At 37.8% G+C, this 19918-nt stretch carries 20 protein-coding genes and 1 riboswitch; of the genes, 15 read left to right on the forward strand and 5 right to left on the reverse strand.

The features are described 5' to 3' along the window. On the forward strand, nucleotides 1-957 hold the full coding sequence (locus AC3B5D_RS09205) for an AEC family transporter (RefSeq protein ID WP_489840330.1): 957 nt from the start codon (nucleotides 1-3) through the stop codon (nucleotides 955-957). 131 nt (nucleotides 958-1088) lie between these two features. On the opposite strand, the gene AC3B5D_RS09210 is transcribed toward AC3B5D_RS09205, so the two are convergent. Further along, nucleotides 1089-1442, reverse strand: coding sequence for an iron-sulfur cluster biosynthesis family protein (locus AC3B5D_RS09210; RefSeq protein ID WP_489840329.1), 354 nt, complete (start codon nucleotides 1440-1442; stop codon nucleotides 1089-1091). 73 nt (nucleotides 1443-1515) lie between these two features. On the opposite strand from AC3B5D_RS09210, the gene AC3B5D_RS09215 reads away from it, so the two are divergent. Further along, nucleotides 1516-1767 carry a GlsB/YeaQ/YmgE family stress response membrane protein gene (locus tag AC3B5D_RS09215; RefSeq protein WP_489840328.1) on the forward strand — a complete coding sequence of 84 codons (252 nt, stop codon included), beginning with the start codon at nucleotides 1516-1518 and terminating at the stop codon, nucleotides 1765-1767. Between the two features lie 15 nt (nucleotides 1768-1782). Continuing rightward, a complete protein-coding gene (locus AC3B5D_RS09220; RefSeq protein ID WP_489840327.1) occupies nucleotides 1783-2439 on the forward strand; it encodes a hypothetical protein in 657 nt (218 codons plus the stop codon). A gap of 114 nt (nucleotides 2440-2553) precedes the next feature. Here the strand turns inward: AC3B5D_RS09220 and AC3B5D_RS09225 are convergent, their stop codons facing one another. Beyond that, on the reverse strand, nucleotides 2554-3396 hold the full coding sequence (locus tag AC3B5D_RS09225) for a MurR/RpiR family transcriptional regulator (protein ID WP_489840326.1): 843 nt from the start codon (nucleotides 3394-3396) through the stop codon (nucleotides 2554-2556). 153 nt (nucleotides 3397-3549) lie between these two features. Here AC3B5D_RS09225 and gnd point away from each other — a divergent pair, with 153 nt between their 5' ends. The 3 genes from gnd (at nucleotide 3550) to tyrS (ending at nucleotide 7135) form a co-directional block, all read left to right on the forward strand. Beyond that, nucleotides 3550-4458 carry a phosphogluconate dehydrogenase (NAD(+)-dependent, decarboxylating) gene (gene gnd / locus AC3B5D_RS09230; RefSeq protein WP_489840325.1) on the forward strand — a complete coding sequence of 303 codons (909 nt, stop codon included), beginning with the start codon at nucleotides 3550-3552 and terminating at the stop codon, nucleotides 4456-4458. A gap of 117 nt (nucleotides 4459-4575) precedes the next feature. Then, nucleotides 4576-5277: an FGGY family carbohydrate kinase gene (locus tag AC3B5D_RS09235; protein WP_489840324.1), complete on the forward strand. Its 702-nt coding sequence runs from the start codon at nucleotides 4576-4578 to the stop codon at nucleotides 5275-5277. 598 nt (nucleotides 5278-5875) lie between these two features. After that, nucleotides 5876-7135, forward strand: coding sequence for a tyrosine--tRNA ligase (gene tyrS, locus AC3B5D_RS09240; protein ID WP_489840323.1), 1260 nt, complete (start codon nucleotides 5876-5878; stop codon nucleotides 7133-7135). A gap of 225 nt (nucleotides 7136-7360) precedes the next feature. Here tyrS and AC3B5D_RS09245 read toward each other — a convergent pair whose 3' ends face one another. Beyond that, a complete protein-coding gene (locus AC3B5D_RS09245) occupies nucleotides 7361-7906 on the reverse strand; it encodes a TetR/AcrR family transcriptional regulator (protein ID WP_489840322.1) in 546 nt (181 codons plus the stop codon). Nucleotides 7907-8022: 116 nt separating this feature from the next. Between AC3B5D_RS09245 and AC3B5D_RS09250 the strand changes: the two genes are divergently transcribed. Both AC3B5D_RS09250 and AC3B5D_RS09255 read left to right on the forward strand, forming a co-directional pair. After that, nucleotides 8023-8616, forward strand: coding sequence for a hypothetical protein (locus tag AC3B5D_RS09250; RefSeq protein WP_489840321.1), 594 nt, complete (start codon nucleotides 8023-8025; stop codon nucleotides 8614-8616). Continuing rightward, nucleotides 8613-9602, forward strand: a complete 990-nt coding sequence (locus tag AC3B5D_RS09255; RefSeq protein WP_489840320.1) for an amidohydrolase family protein — start codon at nucleotides 8613-8615, stop codon at nucleotides 9600-9602. The genes AC3B5D_RS09250 and AC3B5D_RS09255 overlap by 4 nt, the downstream gene beginning before the upstream one ends. A 47-nt stretch (nucleotides 9603-9649) precedes the next feature. Here AC3B5D_RS09255 and AC3B5D_RS09260 read toward each other — a convergent pair whose 3' ends face one another. After that, nucleotides 9650-10588: a VanZ family protein gene (locus AC3B5D_RS09260; protein ID WP_489840319.1), complete on the reverse strand. Its 939-nt coding sequence runs from the start codon at nucleotides 10586-10588 to the stop codon at nucleotides 9650-9652. 156 nt (nucleotides 10589-10744) lie between these two features. On the opposite strand from AC3B5D_RS09260, the gene AC3B5D_RS09265 reads away from it, so the two are divergent. The 6 genes from AC3B5D_RS09265 (at nucleotide 10745) to AC3B5D_RS09290 (ending at nucleotide 16907) form a co-directional block, all read left to right on the forward strand. Then, nucleotides 10745-11779 carry a branched-chain amino acid aminotransferase gene (locus AC3B5D_RS09265; protein WP_489840318.1) on the forward strand — a complete coding sequence of 345 codons (1035 nt, stop codon included), beginning with the start codon at nucleotides 10745-10747 and terminating at the stop codon, nucleotides 11777-11779. Nucleotides 11780-12159: 380 nt separating this feature from the next. Then, complete coding sequence (locus AC3B5D_RS09270) at nucleotides 12160-13248, forward strand: PTS sugar transporter subunit IIC (RefSeq protein ID WP_489840317.1); 1089 nt, start codon at nucleotides 12160-12162, stop codon at nucleotides 13246-13248. A 119-nt stretch (nucleotides 13249-13367) separates the two neighbouring features. Beyond that, nucleotides 13368-13703, forward strand: coding sequence for a thioredoxin family protein (locus AC3B5D_RS09275; protein ID WP_489840316.1), 336 nt, complete (start codon nucleotides 13368-13370; stop codon nucleotides 13701-13703). A 351-nt stretch (nucleotides 13704-14054) separates the two neighbouring features. Further along, a complete protein-coding gene (locus tag AC3B5D_RS09280) occupies nucleotides 14055-14534 on the forward strand; it encodes a GAF domain-containing protein (protein WP_489840315.1) in 480 nt (159 codons plus the stop codon). A 46-nt stretch (nucleotides 14535-14580) separates the two neighbouring features. Next, a complete protein-coding gene (locus tag AC3B5D_RS09285; RefSeq protein WP_489840314.1) occupies nucleotides 14581-15936 on the forward strand; it encodes a dihydrolipoyl dehydrogenase family protein in 1356 nt (451 codons plus the stop codon). 197 nt (nucleotides 15937-16133) lie between these two features. Next, on the forward strand, nucleotides 16134-16907 hold the full coding sequence (locus AC3B5D_RS09290) for an SDR family NAD(P)-dependent oxidoreductase (RefSeq protein ID WP_489840313.1): 774 nt from the start codon (nucleotides 16134-16136) through the stop codon (nucleotides 16905-16907). A gap of 67 nt (nucleotides 16908-16974) precedes the next feature. Here AC3B5D_RS09290 and AC3B5D_RS09295 read toward each other — a convergent pair whose 3' ends face one another. Then, nucleotides 16975-18153 carry an MFS transporter gene (locus tag AC3B5D_RS09295; RefSeq protein ID WP_489840312.1) on the reverse strand — a complete coding sequence of 393 codons (1179 nt, stop codon included), beginning with the start codon at nucleotides 18151-18153 and terminating at the stop codon, nucleotides 16975-16977. 250 nt (nucleotides 18154-18403) lie between these two features. Continuing rightward, a riboswitch (purine riboswitch) is annotated at nucleotides 18404-18502 on the forward strand. 109 nt (nucleotides 18503-18611) lie between these two features. Between AC3B5D_RS09295 and AC3B5D_RS09300 the strand changes: the two genes are divergently transcribed. Further along, nucleotides 18612-19916, forward strand: coding sequence for a nucleobase:cation symporter-2 family protein (locus AC3B5D_RS09300; protein WP_489840311.1), 1305 nt, complete (start codon nucleotides 18612-18614; stop codon nucleotides 19914-19916). The last annotated feature ends 2 nt before the right edge of the window (nucleotides 19917-19918 follow it).

The following is a 19918-nucleotide window of genomic DNA, read 5'->3' on the forward strand; positions in this document are numbered from 1 at the left end:
ATGAATGCGATAGCAACCTCGCTAAATAGTATCATTAAAATTATTTTTGTTGTTTTGATTGGTATTTATTTACGTAAGAAAGATCATTTTCACGATGTTTTTAAAAAAGATTTGGAATTTTTAATTGTTAATATTGCTTTGCCAATTTCAGTATTTGTTGGGATTCAAGAAAACTTAACACGTAAATTACTAGGTACTTTTGGTATGAGTGTTTTGTTTGTTGCCTTGGCCTTCTTTGTACTTTACATTCTGAGTTTTATTGCAAATAAAGTATTCAGAATTCGTGTCGGTCGTCGTGGTATTATGATAAATACGTTTACTAACAACAATGTTATTTTTATCGGGTTACCATTAACCTTAGCTATCTTCGGTGAGAAAGCAATGCCTTATTATTTGGTATATTATTTGGTTAATACGGTTTCTACCTGGGCCGTTGGTATTTTCTTTATTCAAAATGATACGAAGGAAAAAGCAGCAGAAACTTCGTTCAATTGGAAGAAGCTATTACCAGCACCCGTGCTAGGTTTCTTAGTTGGTATTATTTGGTTGTTGATTGGCTTACCATTACCAGAATTAGCAGATTCAAGTTTGAATATGATTGGTGGTTTGGTGACACCATTAGCTTTGTTATACTTAGGTATTATTATTGCCGATGCAGGTCTTAGTTCATTAAAAATTGAACGTGATACAATTATAGCTTTGTTGGCTCGTTTTGTCATTGGTCCTGCTGTGATATTTATAATGTTAAAATTAGTACAACAAACGCCCTTTGCTTTGGCTAATTTAGGCGTCAAAGTTATTTTCTTAATGTCAGGTATGCCTGCCTTAACGGCGATGGCACTATTAGTTGGTCAAGCCAAAGGTGATACAAAATATGCAAGTAATGTGATTACTATTTCAACGTTACTGATAATTATTTTAGTACCAATTTATTTGGCGATTGCTAACATGATTTAAGTCATAAAAATGAGCATGCGGTCAAAATAACGCTGTTTAAACAATTAAAAAACAGGAAGTTATCCACATAAAATGGGTAACCTCCTGTTTTTTAAGTTGCGGACGTCAATAAAAGTCCTAACATTATATCATTATCTTGTTGGTTGTAAATTGCGCAAAGTAACACTAGGGTCTAGCATACCAGCATCGCTAGACAAGCTATATCGTAGGTAACGATCAACATCTAGTTTCAGTTCATTGTCCAATTGTTCTGTTGTATAATCTTTAATATAGACAGGACCTAAGTTACTATCAATTGTTTCGTTGAAATCATTAGATAGATCGTTTACTTGGCAAAGTACTAAGTTAAAAGCAACATCAAATGTGCAAGTTGCGGCATTCGAAAAGGGACCAACACCATCGTCTAAGTCTAGTGCAATGCGTGTGTCTGCTGTTAATAAGGGTGAAATTCGCTGTTTAGCGGTATCTGAAAATGTTAAATACATGATATTGTCCTCCCTGTTTTTGTCATTGTAACATAGGTAGTTAATTATTAAAAGTAAGTAAGGAGAATAAAGCATGTTTCATTTTATTTGGGTATTAATTATTGGTGCAGTAATCGGTGCAATTGCAGGCGCAGTCACAAAGCGTGGTGGCTCGATGGGTTGGATTGCGAATATTGTCGCTGGGTTAGTTGGTTCTTGGTTAGGTGAGAAGGTGTTTGGCGAATGGGGGCCACATCTTGCAGGGATGGCTATTATCCCATCAATTATTGGTGCTGTGATTATTGTGATTATTGTCTCTTGGTTGTTGAATCGATCAGATCGCTAGTTAAAGGGGAAAGTTTTGGTAAAACAAGGACATTATGCGGGCACAAGTACTAATAAAAAACGACGTCAATTTAAACAACGCGCACAACAACAGACAGATGCTAACATGGCGATGGCTGATGTTGGTGATTTCTTGCAGGGACGGTTTGTCTTAACCCAACAATCATCATCTAACTTAGTTAATGAAACGATGCAACGTTTTTTGTCAGAGTGGTGTCAGCAATTAGGCAACGCAACTGAAAATAATTTGGATGTCACGCAACTAACAACGCAGACGATCACAAAAATTGCGACGAAGGTACCTTGGCAGTTTTATGCATTAATTGTTGGTCAGTGGCCAAAATTTTACCATTTTTTGAATAAAGAGGTACCAGCAGTGCCAACGAAGGAACGCTTGTTGTTAACACATCAAGTGGTTGATATTGCACAGCTTGTTGCACAACAATTGGCTATTAATTGGTATTTGATGCGTTTTGACAATGCCGGTCAATTAGCAACTGTGACGAATGAGAATATTCAGCAGTTGGCAAAATCATTTTTCACTAAAAATCAAATTAATTGGCAAAATGTGATGACCGTTTATTCAACGACACCGTTCAAAGTGCACACAACGGATACAGCAACAGGTAACTGGTTACGATCTCTCAATGAATTAACACCAAAACAATTATAAAAAATTTAAAGGGTTAGGACATCAGTTGTTATAAACGGATGAAAAGGCGTCAATCTATCAATTGGTAGATTGACGCCTTTAAACGTCTTTTGTCACACTATATTTTAAATAAAATTATTCACGACTATCTTCAATCGTTGCACGGATATTATCAACAACAGCTTGCGTTTCATCACCTAATTGCACACCAACCAAGGTAAATAGGCTATCCATAATGGTTAGTTGCGCAATTAATGATGACATTGATTCACTACGAATATTAACTTCCTCTGCAGCACTTGCCAAAGTCAATGAAGCCAATTTTGCTAATTCTGATTTTGGATGGCCGGTGATGGCGATAATCTTAACATTATTCATGCGTAAACGACGTGCAATATTTAGCGTGCCATGATTGCGACCTGAGTGAGAAATAACAATGGCCACATCATTTTCATTCATATGGACGGCTTGCATTAACTGCACATCATAATCAGGATGTTGCTCGATATGTAGGGGTGTTCTTAAAAATTTATGATAGCCATTCAAGGCAACGATAGAAGAGCCACCAATACCAAATAACCCAACATGTTGGGCTTGGATCAACCAGTCAGTTGCGATAGCCCAATCATTGGATTTCACGAGATTTAACGTTGCTTCCAGTGCATTTTCAGCACCACTAAATACTTTACGGACAATGTTGTCTTGTGTATCTGTTTGATCAATCTCACCAAAAAAACTATTTTCCGTTGTCGGAGCACTTGCTAGACTCAATGAAAATTCACGAAATGAGCTAAAGCCAACACGCTTAACAAAACGGGAAATGGTGGCCGTCGATAGACCAACGGCGTTTGCTAATTCTTGAATAGTTAATGAACGGATTTCATTGGGATTTTTTAATATAAACGTTGCGATTTTATTATCTGAACCAGTCAACTGGTCACGCATCGACCGAATTCGAGCAAAACCTGATTGTGCCATAATATCTCCTTAACAAATTTTAGGGTGTTCCCAAAATGAAACAACCTAAAATAGCTTATGAAAACATTTTACAACAAAAAACTTGCAATGTGAAAAACTTTTGCATTATAATAATGGAGTAGAAAAAAACACAAGAAATAAAGGGGTACACACATGAAGTTCGCAATGATCGGCCTTGGTAAGATGGGCTTGAACTTGGTAAAGAATGCCGTTGATAACGGTCATGAAGTAGTTGCTTATGATTTGAGTGCAGATTCAGTTAAAGAAGCTGATTCATATTCAGATGCTGTTACTGGTGTTACTGATTTAGATGATATGCTAGCAGCTTTGCCATCACCAAAGGTTGTTTGGGTAATGGTACCAGCTGGTAAGCCAACTAACTCAACGATTGATACGTTGATTGAAAAGATGTCTGCAGGAGATATCATCATTGATGGTGGTAACTCAAACTACAAGGACAATTTGGAGCAAAATAAGCGCACAACTGCTGCCGGTATTAAGTTCTTTGATGCTGGTACTTCAGGTGGTATGTCAGGTGCTCGTAACGGTGGAAACTTCATGATCGGTGGTGATGACGCTGAGGCCTGGAAGACAATCGAGCCATTATTTGAAGGTATTGCTGAAAAAGATGGTTACCTATACACTGGTGAATTAGGTTCAGGTCACTACTTGAAGATGGTTCACAATGGTATCGAGTATGGTATGATGCAATCTATCGCTGAAGGTTTTGAAGTTTTGGAAGCTTCTCAATACGATTACGATTACGAGGCTGTTGCTAAGTTATGGAACCATGGTTCAGTTATTCGTTCATGGTTGATGGAATTGGCTGAAGAGCAATTCTCAAAGGATCCTAAGCTTGATAAGATTTCAGGTGTGATGCACTCATCTGGTGAAGGTAAGTGGACAATTGAAGAAGCATTGGACTTGCAAGTACCAGCACCAGTTATCGCTTTGTCATTGATGATGCGTTACCGTTCATTACAAGAAGATACATTTACTGGTAAGGTTGTATCAGCTTTGCGTAATGGTTTTGGTGGTCATGCAATGGATGCTGCTAAGTAATTTTTACTTAGTACGATCAACAAATATTTTAATTGTGAAAGTACACCCAGCGGGAAACTGTTGGGTGTTTTTGTTTGTCTAGCGTATAATAGGTAATATTAACCTAGAGGAGTCATTATGAAATATACACTAAATATTGACGTTTCGATGCTGGCAATTCAGACGACATTGATTGATGAAAATAACACCTGTCAACAAGCTGAGTGGCAAGTACCAGCAGAAACGAATTATGCAACGATCACACCAGAAAAAGTATTTCACCAAGTACTTGAAGTGCTAAAGCAAATTGGGGCAACAGTGCATGCAAATACAAATGATGACATACAAACGATTAATTTTTCTGAAATTGTGGTTGATGGGTTAATACCATTAGATAAAGATTTTGTACCATTAACCCCGGTTATTTATGGTACGGATACTCAAAAATATGTTGATGCATTGACAATGAATGGCGTGACGGGTCAGTTACAACGTAAAATGGGTTTGCCACTTATGGATACGACACCATTAATTTTAATTTTATGGCTAAAAAATGAACGACCTGATATTTATGAACAAGCCATGCACTACATGAGTTTACAAAGTTATTTGATGTATCGTTTATTCAATATTAATGTGACTTCACGGGCATATGCGGCGCGCACAGGATTGTATAATTTCGTTGCTGATGAATGGGATGCACAAGCTTTAGCATTGGCAGGATTAAAAACGAACCATTTGCCAGAAGTAACTAAGTTGACGACACATTTATTACGATTATCAGATGAAATAATAAAGCAAACAGGAATTAGCGGGGATACAATATTTCACTTGAAATAAAATATGCTATAATAATATTGTTGTCGGGGATGCAGTTGGTCAAGGAGTGATGTCCTAGGATCGCCTTTATGGAGGGTGCAATTCCCTGCTGTCCGATAATGGTTTTATTGAGGTTGTGAAGGAACCTCAATAAGGCGGAAGGAGTTCTAAGACGGGATTCTTAGAACAAAAGGGGATTGTTAATGGGGTGGTGCCCGTTAACATGATATGGTGAAAACGTATAAGCAGTACGTGGTGGTCTGCTTATACAAAGAGAGATCTGCACTCATTTAGTGAGAGAGGTCTCTTTTCTTTTGTTCTAAAATAAACCAGTCATGATAAATTGTGCTATAATCGTTTTATCATGTTAGACATTAGTAGATGAATTGGTGGACAATGAGAGAATTAGTGGTTGCTGTGAACTAATCAAACCAATTATTGAATTACAGTCAGAAAACGACATGGTCGTTTATCTTGCGATATAAGATAGTTGAGTGGTCACAATCAGTGACAATTTAGGTGGTACCGCGTTTAATGCGCCCTAATCAAGGAAAATTTTCTTGGTTAGGGCGCTTTTTAATTTTGTAACAAATACATAAATAATTTGGAGGTAGAGTAAATGGTAGTAGATATAATCAATGAATTGACTTGGCGTGGTGCGATTAACCAAGTGACAGACGAAGCAGGTTTACGTGAATTAGTTAGTAAAGAATCGATTGGGTTATACGCTGGTATTGATCCAACGGGTGATTCAATGCATATTGGTCATTTAATTCCTTTTATGATTTTGAAACGCTTCCAACTAGTTGGTCATAAGCCAGTTATTGTTGTAGGTGGCGGTACTGGGTCAATTGGTGATCCGTCTGGTAAGAAGTTAGAGCGAAAATTATTATCACAAGCAGATGTGGCAGCAAATGTTGAAAAGATTCGTGCCCAAATGGTGAAACTATTTGGTGAAAATGGCTTTACGATCGTGAACAATTATGACTGGCTTGGTAAGATGTCACTGTTAGAAATGTTACGTGATTATGGTAAATTATTCTCAATTAACACCATGTTAGCAAAGGATGTTGTGGCTTCACGATTAGAAGCTGGTATTTCATTTACTGAATTTACTTACCAGATTTTGCAAGCGATTGATTTCTATGAATTATACAAGCGTGAGCATGTCCGTCTACAAATTGGTGGTTCTGATCAATGGGGTAATATTACTAATGGCGTTGATTTAATTCATAAATTAATTGCAAGTGATGCACCAGCCTTTGGATTAACGGTACCACTGCTATTGAAATCAGATGGTACAAAGTTTGGTAAGACCGAAGGTGGTGCTGTTTGGCTAGATCCTGAAAAGACGACCCCATTTGAATTCTACCAATTCTGGCTAAATACAGCAGATGCTGACGTTGAAAAGATGTTGAAGTTCTTTACGTTCTTAACACAAGAAGAAATTAATGATTTAGTCGCTGAATTGTCAGAAAATGCAGCAGCTCGTCACGCACAGCGGCGTTTGGCCCAAGAAGTGACAACATTTGTGCATGGTGAAGAAGCGATGCATACTGCCGAAGTCATGACGGATGTGTTATTTGGTAATGCGGACGTTGCAACATTATCAACTGATGAAGTTGCTGTACTAGCTGGTAATGTACCAACTTTTGAAATCCAAAATGCTGAGATTGGGCTATTAGATTTGATTGTGGCAGCCGGTCTAGAAAAGTCAAAAACAGCAGCTCGGCGTTCTGTTAAGGATGGAGCTGTGCGCATCAATGGTGTCCAACTGAAGGATGAAGATGCTGTTGTCAATCCTGCTGACAAGTATGATGGTAAGTATGTTATTATCAAGCGCGGTAAGAAGAAGTGGGCTGTTGCGGTTGTCAAATAATAAAAAAAGCGAGACAAAAGATTAAAATAAACCCCGTAAGTTGGTATAAAGACCAACTTACGGGGTTTTACGTTATAAATGAATGAGAATATAACGAGATCAATGTACAAAGATAATGAGTATTAACTTTGCACCTAGTGACGAAATAATCTAATTTTGATCATTATTGTATAGCATTATTTCTTGTGATATGTCGTTATACTAAATAATAACTGTATTAAGTACTTAAATAGTATGACTAATTAACAAAAGTTCATGTTTCATGATGGCATACAATTCTTTTGGACTCTCAATACAACCATTATTTACCCATACTTTTAGCACAACTAGGGCCATTTGATTCAACATTGGCGTTACGAACAATAAATCCTGATTTGTGACCTTGACGTCATTTTGTTTAACCAATTCACGTTCGTTTGCCAAAGAAACGTGAGTAAATAAATCCATCCTCCCACTTTTAATAATGGTTTTTACCAGTGGCTTATTGTTCATTGCAACAGTCAACAACGATTCAGCAAAAGACTCGGTATGTTTTGACGAATTGACGAATTTATCAATACTTTGACGAAATAAGTCATCAAATAAGTAAAGTAACACATCATCAAGTGTGTCAAATAACCTGTAAAATGTGGATCTACTAACGCCAGTTATTTTGCAAACAAGTGAGATATTGATTTCTGAATATTGGTAAGTATCTAAAGCAGTAGCCACGCCTTCTGAAATAATTTTAGCTGATCTAATTGACCGACGATCTTTTTTTATATGATACATTTTTGCCCCCTTGTGCGCTGTATTTTATAGAACTATTGTATCGTATCTAAATGGATGCTATAACATAATCATTCAAAAAAACCATGATAGATAATAATATGATTGGAGACAGAGATATGGAAACAATTAAATTAGCATTCAAATTAGAGGATGACTATCTGCCGTCATTAAAAGTAGTGTCAATAATTTCTTTTGCGCTATTATTGATATCTACACCGTTATTTATCTTTACAAGCGGTGTAGGTCAATATGTTCGAGAATACTTTGGACTTTTATGGCATCTTTCTATGTTTTTCTTTATTGTGAAGTTACCGGTTCCTAAGTGGGGAAAACATGCTGGTACCTACTGGATTATTCTCGATGTATTGAGTGGGATACTTTATATCAATAATTTTTACAGCATTATGGGGGATTCATCCTTGGGTATTTCGAATCATTCCGAAGTTATTACAATATGTCTAGCAATACGTTTAGCTGCTCATTGTTTCCAAGGACTATGGTTTTTATCTTCTGCCTTGACAACAAACAATAAAATTATTCAGGTATGTGCTGTTCTTGCTGGCATTTTACTACTTGGATATAGTCTTGTTAGTCCTTTTGCACCAACATGGGGACTTGATTTAAACGCACCGTTTGTTTTGATTTGGTTCTTTATGATTGTCATTGGTAAATACACAGATACAAATAAAGCAAATGAGGAGATAAAATGAAATTAATTGGATTAGAGGAGCATTGGTGCCCAAAAGAGTTATTTACCAAAAAAGGCACGCCTGGATATAAATACATGCAGCTTTTAAAGCAACAATTAGGTACATCAGATGCATTAGATATAGCTGTAAAAAATTTATCTAATATCGGTGACTACAGAATAAAGCAAATGGATGACGTTGGTTTATCTATGCAATTTTTATCGATTACAGCGGTTAACATGGAATTATTACCAGATGATGAAGCAATCGAATATGCTCATTTAAGCAATGATATATTGCTCGCCGGAATCAAGCAGAATCCTTCACGTTTTCGAGGATTTGCTGCGATTCCAACTGATGTCCCCGTTAAAGCTGCCCAAGAGTTAAGTCGTTGTATGGAAACGGGTTATTTTTCTGGTGTGATAATTAATGGCCATATTAAAGGACATTACTTGGATGAGGATCGATTTGATCCAATTTTAGCAGAAGCTGAACGTTTGAATTGTCCAATTTATCTGCATCCAACATTACCACCTAAATCAATCATGGACACCTACTACAATGTCAATGATTCCTATGCCAAGATGACGATAAGTTCAGGTGGATGGGGATGGCACATTGAAACGGGTACTCATATTTTACGTATGATTGCGGCGGGTGTGTTTGATCGGCATCCCAATTTGAAAGTGATTGTTGGACATTTAGGTGAAGGGTTACCATTTTTTATGGACCGTTTATACAAAGCGACAGGTGGAAAACTAAAACACTCGTATCCTTATTACTTAAAGAACAACTTATATTATACAATTTCGGGATTTCATTATGAAAATTTATTCAACTATGTACTTTCTGAGGTACCTGAATCCCATATAATGTTTTCATCAGATTATCCATTCCAATCATTGGATGAAGAAATAAAGTTTATTAACACTGTTCCACTTGATGAAAACGTACGTATAAATATCGCTTATAAAAACGCCGAAAATTTGTTTGGTATTTCAAAATAAATTGACCGTTATAATTGTCTTCAAACCTGTCTATATTATCTTGATATTTAAACGATTTGAATTAACATGGTCATCCAAGAAGGCAAGAGTAAGTTAATAAAACCAATGACAGATAGGTGACGTATGATAGTACGCCAATTTTGTTGGTGATGTGTCTGGGTAACGACTTTAACGAGTCTTTGCCCAAGTGTTTTCGAAGTTAAAGCCGGCACTATTCCCCAAATGATGATGTTTGCTACAAAATTGATTAGCATCAAGTGATTAGGGAAAACTGCTAAACAAACCAGACAGATGATGAGATTTAATGCGACATCTAGGACAAAAGCAATCACACGGCGAATCAAGGTGAAACTATCTTGTTGACTAATTGTGACACGATTCATACGTTCTTGAGAAGGGAATACCTTTCCAAGAATGGGTGCGCATGCCCAACCGATAATGCCACCAAGTGTATTGAGGATCAAATCGTCTACATCAAATAAACGGTAAGGACGAGCATAAATGTGATAAAGGCCTGTTAATTGCGTCAATTCGAAGAAACTCGTCAATAAGAAAGTAAATAATAATGTTTTTTTGAATGACTGTTTGTAATAGACACGCAGGTAAAGACCAAAAGGAATTGTTAATAAGATATTCAGCAAGACTTGTGTCACAGTAGAATCCAGTAAACCGGCCAGTAAACTGCCACCATTCATCATGGGATTACTTTTGATAAATGATTTAAATATTTTCAAGGGATCAAGCTTCATTGTCGGATAATTAATGGCAATGAGATGTTGTATGCGTTGAGCTGTTGGCAAAGGTAAATTGACTACAAAAAATGCGCTGGTTAAGTAGAAGACAAAACTAACGGTCATTAATGTATGCCAAGCAGTGACAACACCGTAACGATGGTATTGTATTAACATAAATGGTAAATAGAGTACTAGGCAAATGATTGGGAATACGATGATGGCATCTAAGATCGGTTCTTCAAAAATACTCATGACAGGAGACCTCCTTGTTTAATTTTTGGTAATTGCTAGTGATTAGTGATTCATTGTAACGATGATTCTTAAAAAATAAATTAAGATGCTCTTGACAAACATCTCATAATATTCTAATAATTGATTACCGAATTGCAAGAGGGGGATTTATTTATAATGAGTAAAACAAAAGTATCCGATCTAGATTGGGATAATCTAGGATTTGTTTATCATGATTTACCTTATCGTTATCGTGCAGAGTATCATGATGGTGCTTGGCAACCAGGTCAGTTAGTGACTGACAGTGATTTAGGTATCAGTGAGGCTGCTGTTGGTCTACATTATGGTCAACAAGTGTTTGAAGGATTGAAGGCTTATCGACGTCAAGATGGTGGGGTCAATATTTTCCGTCCAGATCGTAATGCTGCGCGTATGGCTAATTCAGCAGAACGTCTATTAATGGCTGGTTATCCGGAAGATTTATTTGTACAAGCAATTAAGGATGTTGTGAAAGCAAATCAAGAATTTGTGCCACCTTACGAATCAGGTGGGACATTGTATATTCGACCACTATTAGTTGCATCGACACCGGATATTGGGGTTCATCCAGGTGATGATTATATCTTTAATATTTTTGTGACACCAGTTGGTGCATACTATCCTGGTGGCTTAACACCAACAGCCTATGTGACGAGTGACTTTGACCGTGCTGCTCATGGTGGTACTGGTCAAGCTAAGGTTGGTGGTAATTATGCCGCTTCAATGTTACCAGGTGAGCAAGCTCACAAGGCAGGCTTTTCAGATGTGGTTTACCTAGACCCACGGTTGCATGAGAATATTGAAGAATTAGGATCAGCTAATTTCTTTGGTATTACTAAGGATGGTCGTTTTTTGACGCCAAAATCACCATCAATTTTGCCATCAGTGACAAAATATTCATTGTTACAATTAGCGGAAGAAATGGGTTTGCAGCCTGAGGAAACAACAATTAGTATTAATGATTTGGATCAATTTGCCGAAGCTGGTGCCATGGGGACAGCCGCAGTTATTTCACCGGTTGGTTCAATTACACATCATGGTAAAAAGCATGTTTTTTATTCAGAAACAGCAGTTGGACCAAAGACGCAAGCATTATATGATCGTCTGGTTGCTATTCAATATGGTGACGAAAAGGGTCCTGAAGGTTGGGTTGTTGACGTCCCATTGGACTAATCGCAAGAAACTTTTAAACAGTAGTCTATTGATTTATTGATAGGCTGCTGTTTTTATTAGATTATGAATATAAAATTAAAATTAAATTAAAGAAAAGTGTTGACATTCAAATTTTTAGGTGCATAATAAAAGACATCAAATAAAAACGGAGACAAACATGATGACAAAGACAATGATGAACAACATGAACAATGCGTTATTACGCGGCTTAATTTTAGACTTGATTATTATCAACTAAAATGGTCGTGCAATTTGTGTCGGCCTAAGAAAAAAGGCCGACTAGTTTATCACTGAATTGTTATTCGTGAACCGCTAGTTAGGGATTTTCTAACTAGCGGTTTTTTGTATCTTCAGTCCCAAAAGAAAAAGGAGTAGGTGTTATGACCCAAGAACAAGAGCAGGAAAAGAAGTTGACAGCGAAGGATTATGTATTCCTTGTATCACAAGGTGTTTCAAATACAGTGTTGGTATTTTTAGGCATTGGATTGTTGGTTAATACGGTAGGAACTGCAGTACATTGGGATGCGTTGGTGCAAGTTGGTAACATTGCACAAAAGTTGCTGGCCCCTGCTTTGGGAATGGCGATTGCTGTGATGATGCGTACATCAACATTGGTAATTGGTGCAACAATGATTGCTTCAACGGTTGGTGCAAATAGTGTTTACTTTACATCTGGTGTTGCTGCTCATACGATGACAGCAACAGGGTGGGAAGCTGCTCAAGCTGCTGGATCACAGATTATGACGTCTGGTCAACCTGTGTCAGCCGTCTTGGCTGGTCTTGTTGCAGCGATGCTTGGTAAGTGGATGACGGGTAAAACCCCGTTGGACATGGTTTTGGTACCATTTGCGGTAACCATGGTTGGTTCAATTGCTGGTCTTGGTTTGGCATCTGTTACAACACCAGCTCTAAACTGGGTGAGTGGTGCACTAGGACACACAATGCAAGTTAATCCAGTTCTTGGTTCATTGGTTGTCTCATTTGCATGGTTCGTTTTCTTGATGACGCCCGCTTCATCAGCTGCCTTGGCAATTGCCGTCCAGCTTGATCCGATGTCTTCAGGAGCCGCTTTGATTGGAACAACTGTTGCATTCGTTTCATTCACTGCGATGTCATTTAATCAAAACACAATTGGTGGAAATATCGCACAAGGTTTGGTGACACCAAAAGTGCAATTTGCTAACTTGTTAAAGCGTCCAATTCTAGCAGTTGGACCAGCAGTTATTGCCATGGTAACAGCTGTTGTCGCTGTTGTTGGTTTCGGATTCAAAGTGCCTTACACGCTTGCTGGTCTGGGACTAAATTCATTGATTGCACCACTTTGGTTGCTTGCTCATAACGTACAAGGCTTGGTTTTGCTAGGTATCTTTGGTGTTGCAATTCCAGCTGTTCTGGCATGGTTCTACTACCGTTTCCTACGTGTCATCGGTCAAACACGTGTACAGGATCTACGTTTGCGTGAAGTTTAATTCATCATTAACTTGTCAAATAAACATGAATCGTTCATACTCAAAGCAAAGAGAGCTATCTTGACGCAACTATTGATAGCTGTTAAACTTACTATAAATAAGTGAAAGAGGGCATGAACATGGAATTTTATCAACCAGAATTAAATGATGATGAAACAATTCGTCAAGAAATTGCAAAACCTGGTAAGCAAATCATGTTTTTACAAGCTGATTGGTGTGGCGATTGCAAGGCAATTAAGCCATTTGTAAAAGAAATTAAGAATGACGCTGTTTCTGCTGGTGCAAACTGGTTTGATGCAGATCGTGATGCAAATCTCGCCATTGCACAAGAACAAGGTTTGATGGGTATTCCAGCATTTGTCTTGTTTAAGGATGGTCAACAAGTTGATCATATTGGTAATGGTGAACGTTTAAATCCAAAGCAAGTCAAAGAATGGTTAGCAGCTTCTTTGTAAAATGATAGATTTCTCATAAAAAGATTGACAAAGATTACGGTCCTTTGTATGATATGTTCAATTGAATGTTGAGAGATTCTATGATGAGAATAGTAAGGTTATGGTACTAATTCAGAAAGCACTACGTTGATGAAAATGTGTTTGGTACGTAACTTGAAGATGAGCTCTGAGAATGATACGAGTGCAAGCTGGTGTCACGGCAGGAACCGTTAGCTTCCCTGGTTTTTAATGGAACTATAGAGATTTATTTGATGACAAATAAATGAATTTGGGTGGTAACACGAGACATCGTCCCTGATAAGAACAATCCGTTCTTATTGGGGACTTTTTTATATACTGGAGGATTTTAAAATGACAACTGAAACACAAACAACCCCTTTATTATCACAATTATTAACATCGTGGATTACAGGTGAAGCATCAGAAAAGTTTCCAATGTCTAATTTAGCAAATGCGGCAGCAATCTTGTATGAAAACTTAGCGACTGTTAATTGGGCGGGTTTTTATTTATATGATGAAACGAGTGATGAATTAATTTTAGGCCCTTTTATGGGTAAAGCAGCTGTTGTACGCATTAAACCAGGTGCTGGTGTGGTTGGGCAGGCCTATGCAAAACAGGAAACGATAGTCGTTGATGATGTGCATCAACATGCTGGCCATATTGCCTGTGATTCAGCATCAAATGCCGAAATTGTTGTCCCTTTAACACGTGAAGATGGCAAACGAATTGGTGTGATTGATATTGATTCTGTGACATTTAGTCGGTTTACTGATCAAGATAAGACAGATTTGGAACATTTTGCGCAGACATTATTACCATACATTTCATAAAAAGTTTGCGATAATGGTAGCAGATAATGTTTTATGAAGGGATGGTATGAAATCAGTGAGTGAAACAAAACAATATGATGTTGCAATCATTGGCGCGGGTCCAGCAGGACTAGCAGCAGCCCACCAGTTACATGATGCGGGTAAACGAGTTGCCATCATTGAAAAATATCTTTGGGGTGGAACATGTCCAAATTATGGTTGTGATCCAAAGAAAATTTTATTAGGTGCGGTTGAAGCAGAAGAATATGCCAATTTTTTAACGGGTTCAGGTATTGATGGGCAATTGACCATTAATTGGCCAGATTTAATGCGCCATAAAAATCAATATACAGAGGGAATTTCATCAGGAACTGAGAAATCTTTAACCGCCAGTGGCATCGATCATTTTGCAGGTCAAGCCCAATTTGTTGATGAGCAGACGGCTATTATTAAACAACTTGATCAAAAAGATATAACGTTAACAGCAACGGACTGGATTATTGCAGTTGGCCAACGTCCGGCTGAGTTATCATTTCCAGGTGCAGAGTTGACCATTGATTCAGAAGCGTTTTTGAGTTTGCCAGAATTACCAGATAGCTTGGTTATTATTGGCGGTGGGTTTGTTGCGGTTGAGTTTGCAGCGATTGCGGCAGCCGTTGGGACAAAAGTGAGTTTAGTGATTCGTGGCGATCGTTTATTGCGTTCATTTGATGAAACGATGGTTGATTCCTTGATGGATCAACTAGATGATCGTGGCATTCAAATGTATTTTGATACAGAAGTGACGGACATTAAATCAGTTGATAGTGATCTGGAAGTCACGTTAAGCTTTGGTAATACGATTGTTGCCGGTGCAGTTGTTCGTGCAGCTGGTCGTGTTGGTAATCATGATACATTGACCTTAGATCATGCAAATGTCCAGTATTCAGATAACGGCGTGTTGGTGGATCAACATCTTCGGACAAGTAATCCACATATTTATGCGATAGGAGACGTTGCAAATTCACCGGTGCCTAAAATAACTCCCGTCGCATCGTTTGAAGCACGCCATGCCGTTAATGAAATGTTAGGTCAAACACAACCAATTACTTATCCAGCAATACCAGTTGTTGTTTATGGCACGCCAAAATTAGCGCAAGTCGGTGTGACAACTGAAACAGCTGAGCAACAAGGATATACTGTTAATGATATTGATATGACTAGATGGTATACCGCATATCGTCAAAGTGATCTGGCTTCTCGTATCAGAGTGGCACTGAATGAAACAGGTCAAATAGTTGGTGCAACTGTGATGAATAGTCATGCTGATGAGCTAATCAATTATTTGACCACAGCTATTAATCAAGGTTTAACACAAGCTGATGTTGAACAACAATTATTTGCTTACCCGTCAGTTGCTTCTGATTTACCTTATTTTTTCTAGCATAAAATGCAGTGTTTAATATAGTCCCCTATTGATGGTCAAAGGCATTATTACCAATCAATAGGGGACTTTTTTTTTACTACCTTCGCAAGATTAAGAAAGCGCTTTCAAAGCCGACCCAATTAAGTTATAATTTATCTGGTAAGAGATAAATTATTTGTAACTGTAGAACTTTAGTAGAAGAAAGGACTTGTATTATGGGACGTTTGGATAATAAAGTTGCTATTATCACTGGTGCAGCTAGTGGTATGGGATTAGCTGGTGCACAAATTTTTGCTCGTGAAGGTGCTAGCGTTGTTTTAACTGATGTAGCAGAAGAAAAATTAAATAAAGCAGCAGAAAATATTAGACAAAATGGCGGCGAAGCTACTGCGTTAAATTTGGATGTTTCAAGTCCAGAAGAATGGCAAAGAGTTGTTAAGAAAACCGTTGAACTATACGGAAAAATTGATATTTTAATTAATAATGCGGGAATCCACATTGCGAAGGGGATTCTTGATACAGATTTAGATACATGGAATAAAGTGATGGCGATTGATGGAACTTCTGTATTTTTAGGAATGCAAGCCGTTATTCCATATATGCAAAAGATAGGTAAAGGTTCAATTGTTAATACGTCTTCAATTGGGGCTTTAGTTGGTGGGAGTGCGACTGGATTTAGTGCGGCTTATAGTGCTGCCAAGGGAGCTGTGCGTTCATTGACTAAGTACGCTGCGCAAGAGTTTGGTAAGGATCACATTCGTGTTAATTCAGTTCACCCAGGTTCGACATTCACAGGCATGGCGGAAGAAGCCGGTCTTAAGAGTAAAGAAGAAATGGGGCAAGCTTATGAGGGTAAAGCAGCATTACCACCATATGTTGCAGATGCTTCAGACATTGGTTATGCATATCTATACCTTGCTTCAGATGAATCAAGCTTTGTGACAGGGGAAGAATTGGTTGTTGATGGTGGATGGACAACTAATTCATAATGCTTCAATTAGATTTTAGATAAGTAAAACGAGGCTAGAACGTGAATGTTCTAGCCTCGTTTTTCGATTATGAAATTGATCCTTTTTGCTTAGCATTAACCCGATTCAACATCATCGTTGAGATCAAGGCAAAGGCAGTGAAAATGGCACCACCGATACCAACATTGTTTAGACCAAAGTTTGAAACAACGATACCACCAACTGCAGAGCCTAATGAAATACCTAAATTTGAAAAAATAGAATTGATTGATGAAGCCAAAACGAGTGCGTGAGGATAATCACGTTCAGCAACACCCATAATATGGAGTTGTAGTGGTGAATTGACAAGGTACATCAAAATACCAACTAACATAATATCAAAAGTACCCGACCAAACATTGCCAAGCAACAGTGGCATAATAATGAGTACGACAAATTCAATGAGATATAATATTGGCATGAGTCGCAGGCCTTTGTTGTCAGCAATACGACCACTCGCTTGATTACTGATTAATGACATCACGCCAAAAATCGTTAATAGAATGGTGATAAAACCAGGGTCAAACGACAATGTTTTTGAAAAAATCGGGCGTAAGTATGTATAAAAAACATAGACACCTGCCAAACTACAAGTTTGAATAAAGACACTCAAATAAATTCTGGGATCTTTAAAAATAACAAATTGTTGTAGAATATGACCTTGCTTTTCCTGCATCAAATGATGGGGTAATGTTTTGATAATTAATAGGACAGTAATGATGCTTAGTAAGGTGATCGCAATAAAAGTGAAACGCCAACCAAATGTTGTACTAATCCAGGTACCAAGGGGCACACCAAAAACTGAAGCAACACTAAAGCCAGAAAAAATCCAACTTACTAGCCAGGCACGTTTTGCCATAGGAGCAATTACTGTTGCAAAGGTCATTGATAGCGATACCAGTGCGCCCGAAACAATCGCAACGATGATACGTGAAATAACAAGAACCGCATAATTGGGTGCAAAAATAGTCAAAGCATTACCAAGTGTAAAGACAAGTGCCAAAACAAGCATGGCATGATACAGATTATTCCGCAATGTCGATGTAATGATTGGGGTACATACAGCATAAACTAATGCAAAGATGGTTACCAAATAGCCCGTTGTGGCAACACTCACTGAAAATTCTTTTGCTAAATCATCAAGAATACCGATAATAATAAACTCGCTAAACCCTAATACAAAAGATATTAAAATTAATACAAAACTTTGAATTCTAAATTCTTTCATACGCTACCTCCTAAATAGTGCATATCATCATGACACCAGCCCATTTTTTCTACCACTCTCGCTAAAATATAAAACTTTACCCCCATTTGTCAACAATTTTTACTAATAAAATGTTATTTATTGTATATTTGATTGATGTGATGACATCAGCCAAAAGGCTTTTAGTCGACTAATTATGACAAGTTTTTGTTGAAATACGAACATGATAGTTTTCAAATGACAAAATGTCTGCTATATTAAATTACATAATACTTAAAACGTAATCACTGTCGGTATAATTGTTGGAGAATGGCCAACGAGTTCCTACCTGCTTCCCAAGAAGCGGACTACCGATAGTGTTTTGATATCTTTGTGCACCCATTCTGCATGCTTTTTGCGTGTGTGGGTGCTTTTTTCATGTCGAATATCGATTTGGGATAGTGGTTACGTGTGTGTCTAAATTGGAGGAGAGTTAAATTATGGAGACGAACACGCGGACAACAACCGTCCGTTTCGGCAAGTTGCGTAATCTTATTTTAGGATTACAACACGTTTTGGCAATGTATTCTGGTGGTATTTTAGTACCGTTATTGATTGGGGCAGCTTTGCATTTTAATGCCCAACAGATGGCATACTTGATTTCAGCTGATATTTTTATGACAGCGATTGGAACCTTATTTCAAATTAAAGGGACACGCTATACAGGTATTGCCATGCCAGTTGTGATTGGTTCAGCGGTGCAAACTGTATCACCATTGATTAATATTGGGAGTACGTTAGGCATTGGTGCCATGTATGGTGCAACGATTTCAGCAGGTATCTTTGTTTTCCTAATTAGTGGATTATTTGCGCGGTTACGTGAATACTTTCCACCAGTTGTGACAGGATCATTGATCACAGTCATTGGTTTCACGTTGATTCCGGTAGGATTTCAAAATTGGGGTGGTGGCGATACGGCTGCCAAGAGTTTTGGTAGTTTAACTAATTTATCAATTGGGCTAGTGACAATCATTATTATTCTATTATTTAACTTATTTGCAAAAGGCTTTATGAAGTCAATTGCGATTTTACTAGGTATTATTTTAGGAACCATTTTTGCGGGTCTCTTAGGGCAAGTTTCGCTACAACCAGTTGCTGAGGCTTCTTGGTTTCATATGCCAACACCATTTTTCTTGGCAACCCCAACCTTTCATTGGTCAGCGATGATTACCATGATGATTGTTGCGCTGACATCAATGATGGAATCAACTGGCGTTTATTTTGCGTTAGCTGATCTAACAGGACGTAAATTAACCAATGAAGATATGGCAAAAGGTTACCGTGCTGAAGGACTTGCTGTCATTTTATCAGGACTATTTAACACATTTCCTTATTCAACATTTTCACAAAATGTTGGTGTCGTTCGTCTATCGGGTGTGAAGACAAGAAAGCCAATTTACTACGCTGTTTTGATTTTGTTATTAATTGGTTTGTTACCAAAGTTTGGTGCACTTACAACAATTATTCCATCATCTGTTTTGGGTGGTGCAATGATTATTTTATTTGGTACAATCGGAGTACAAGGGATCACTATTTTGAAACAGGTCGACTTTGATGCAGAACGTAATCTAATGATTGCAGGTATTTCAATTGGTTCTGCCATCGGTGTGACTGTGTATCCACAAATTTTTCAACATTTACCAGAGCTTGTGAAACTAGTGATTGAAAATTCAGTTGTTGTCACATCAATACTTGCAGTATTGTTGAATGTGTTACTTCCAGGACGTGAGAAAGAGGTTAATTAGGG

The organism is Weissella sp. ESL1177 (assembly GCF_058107185.1).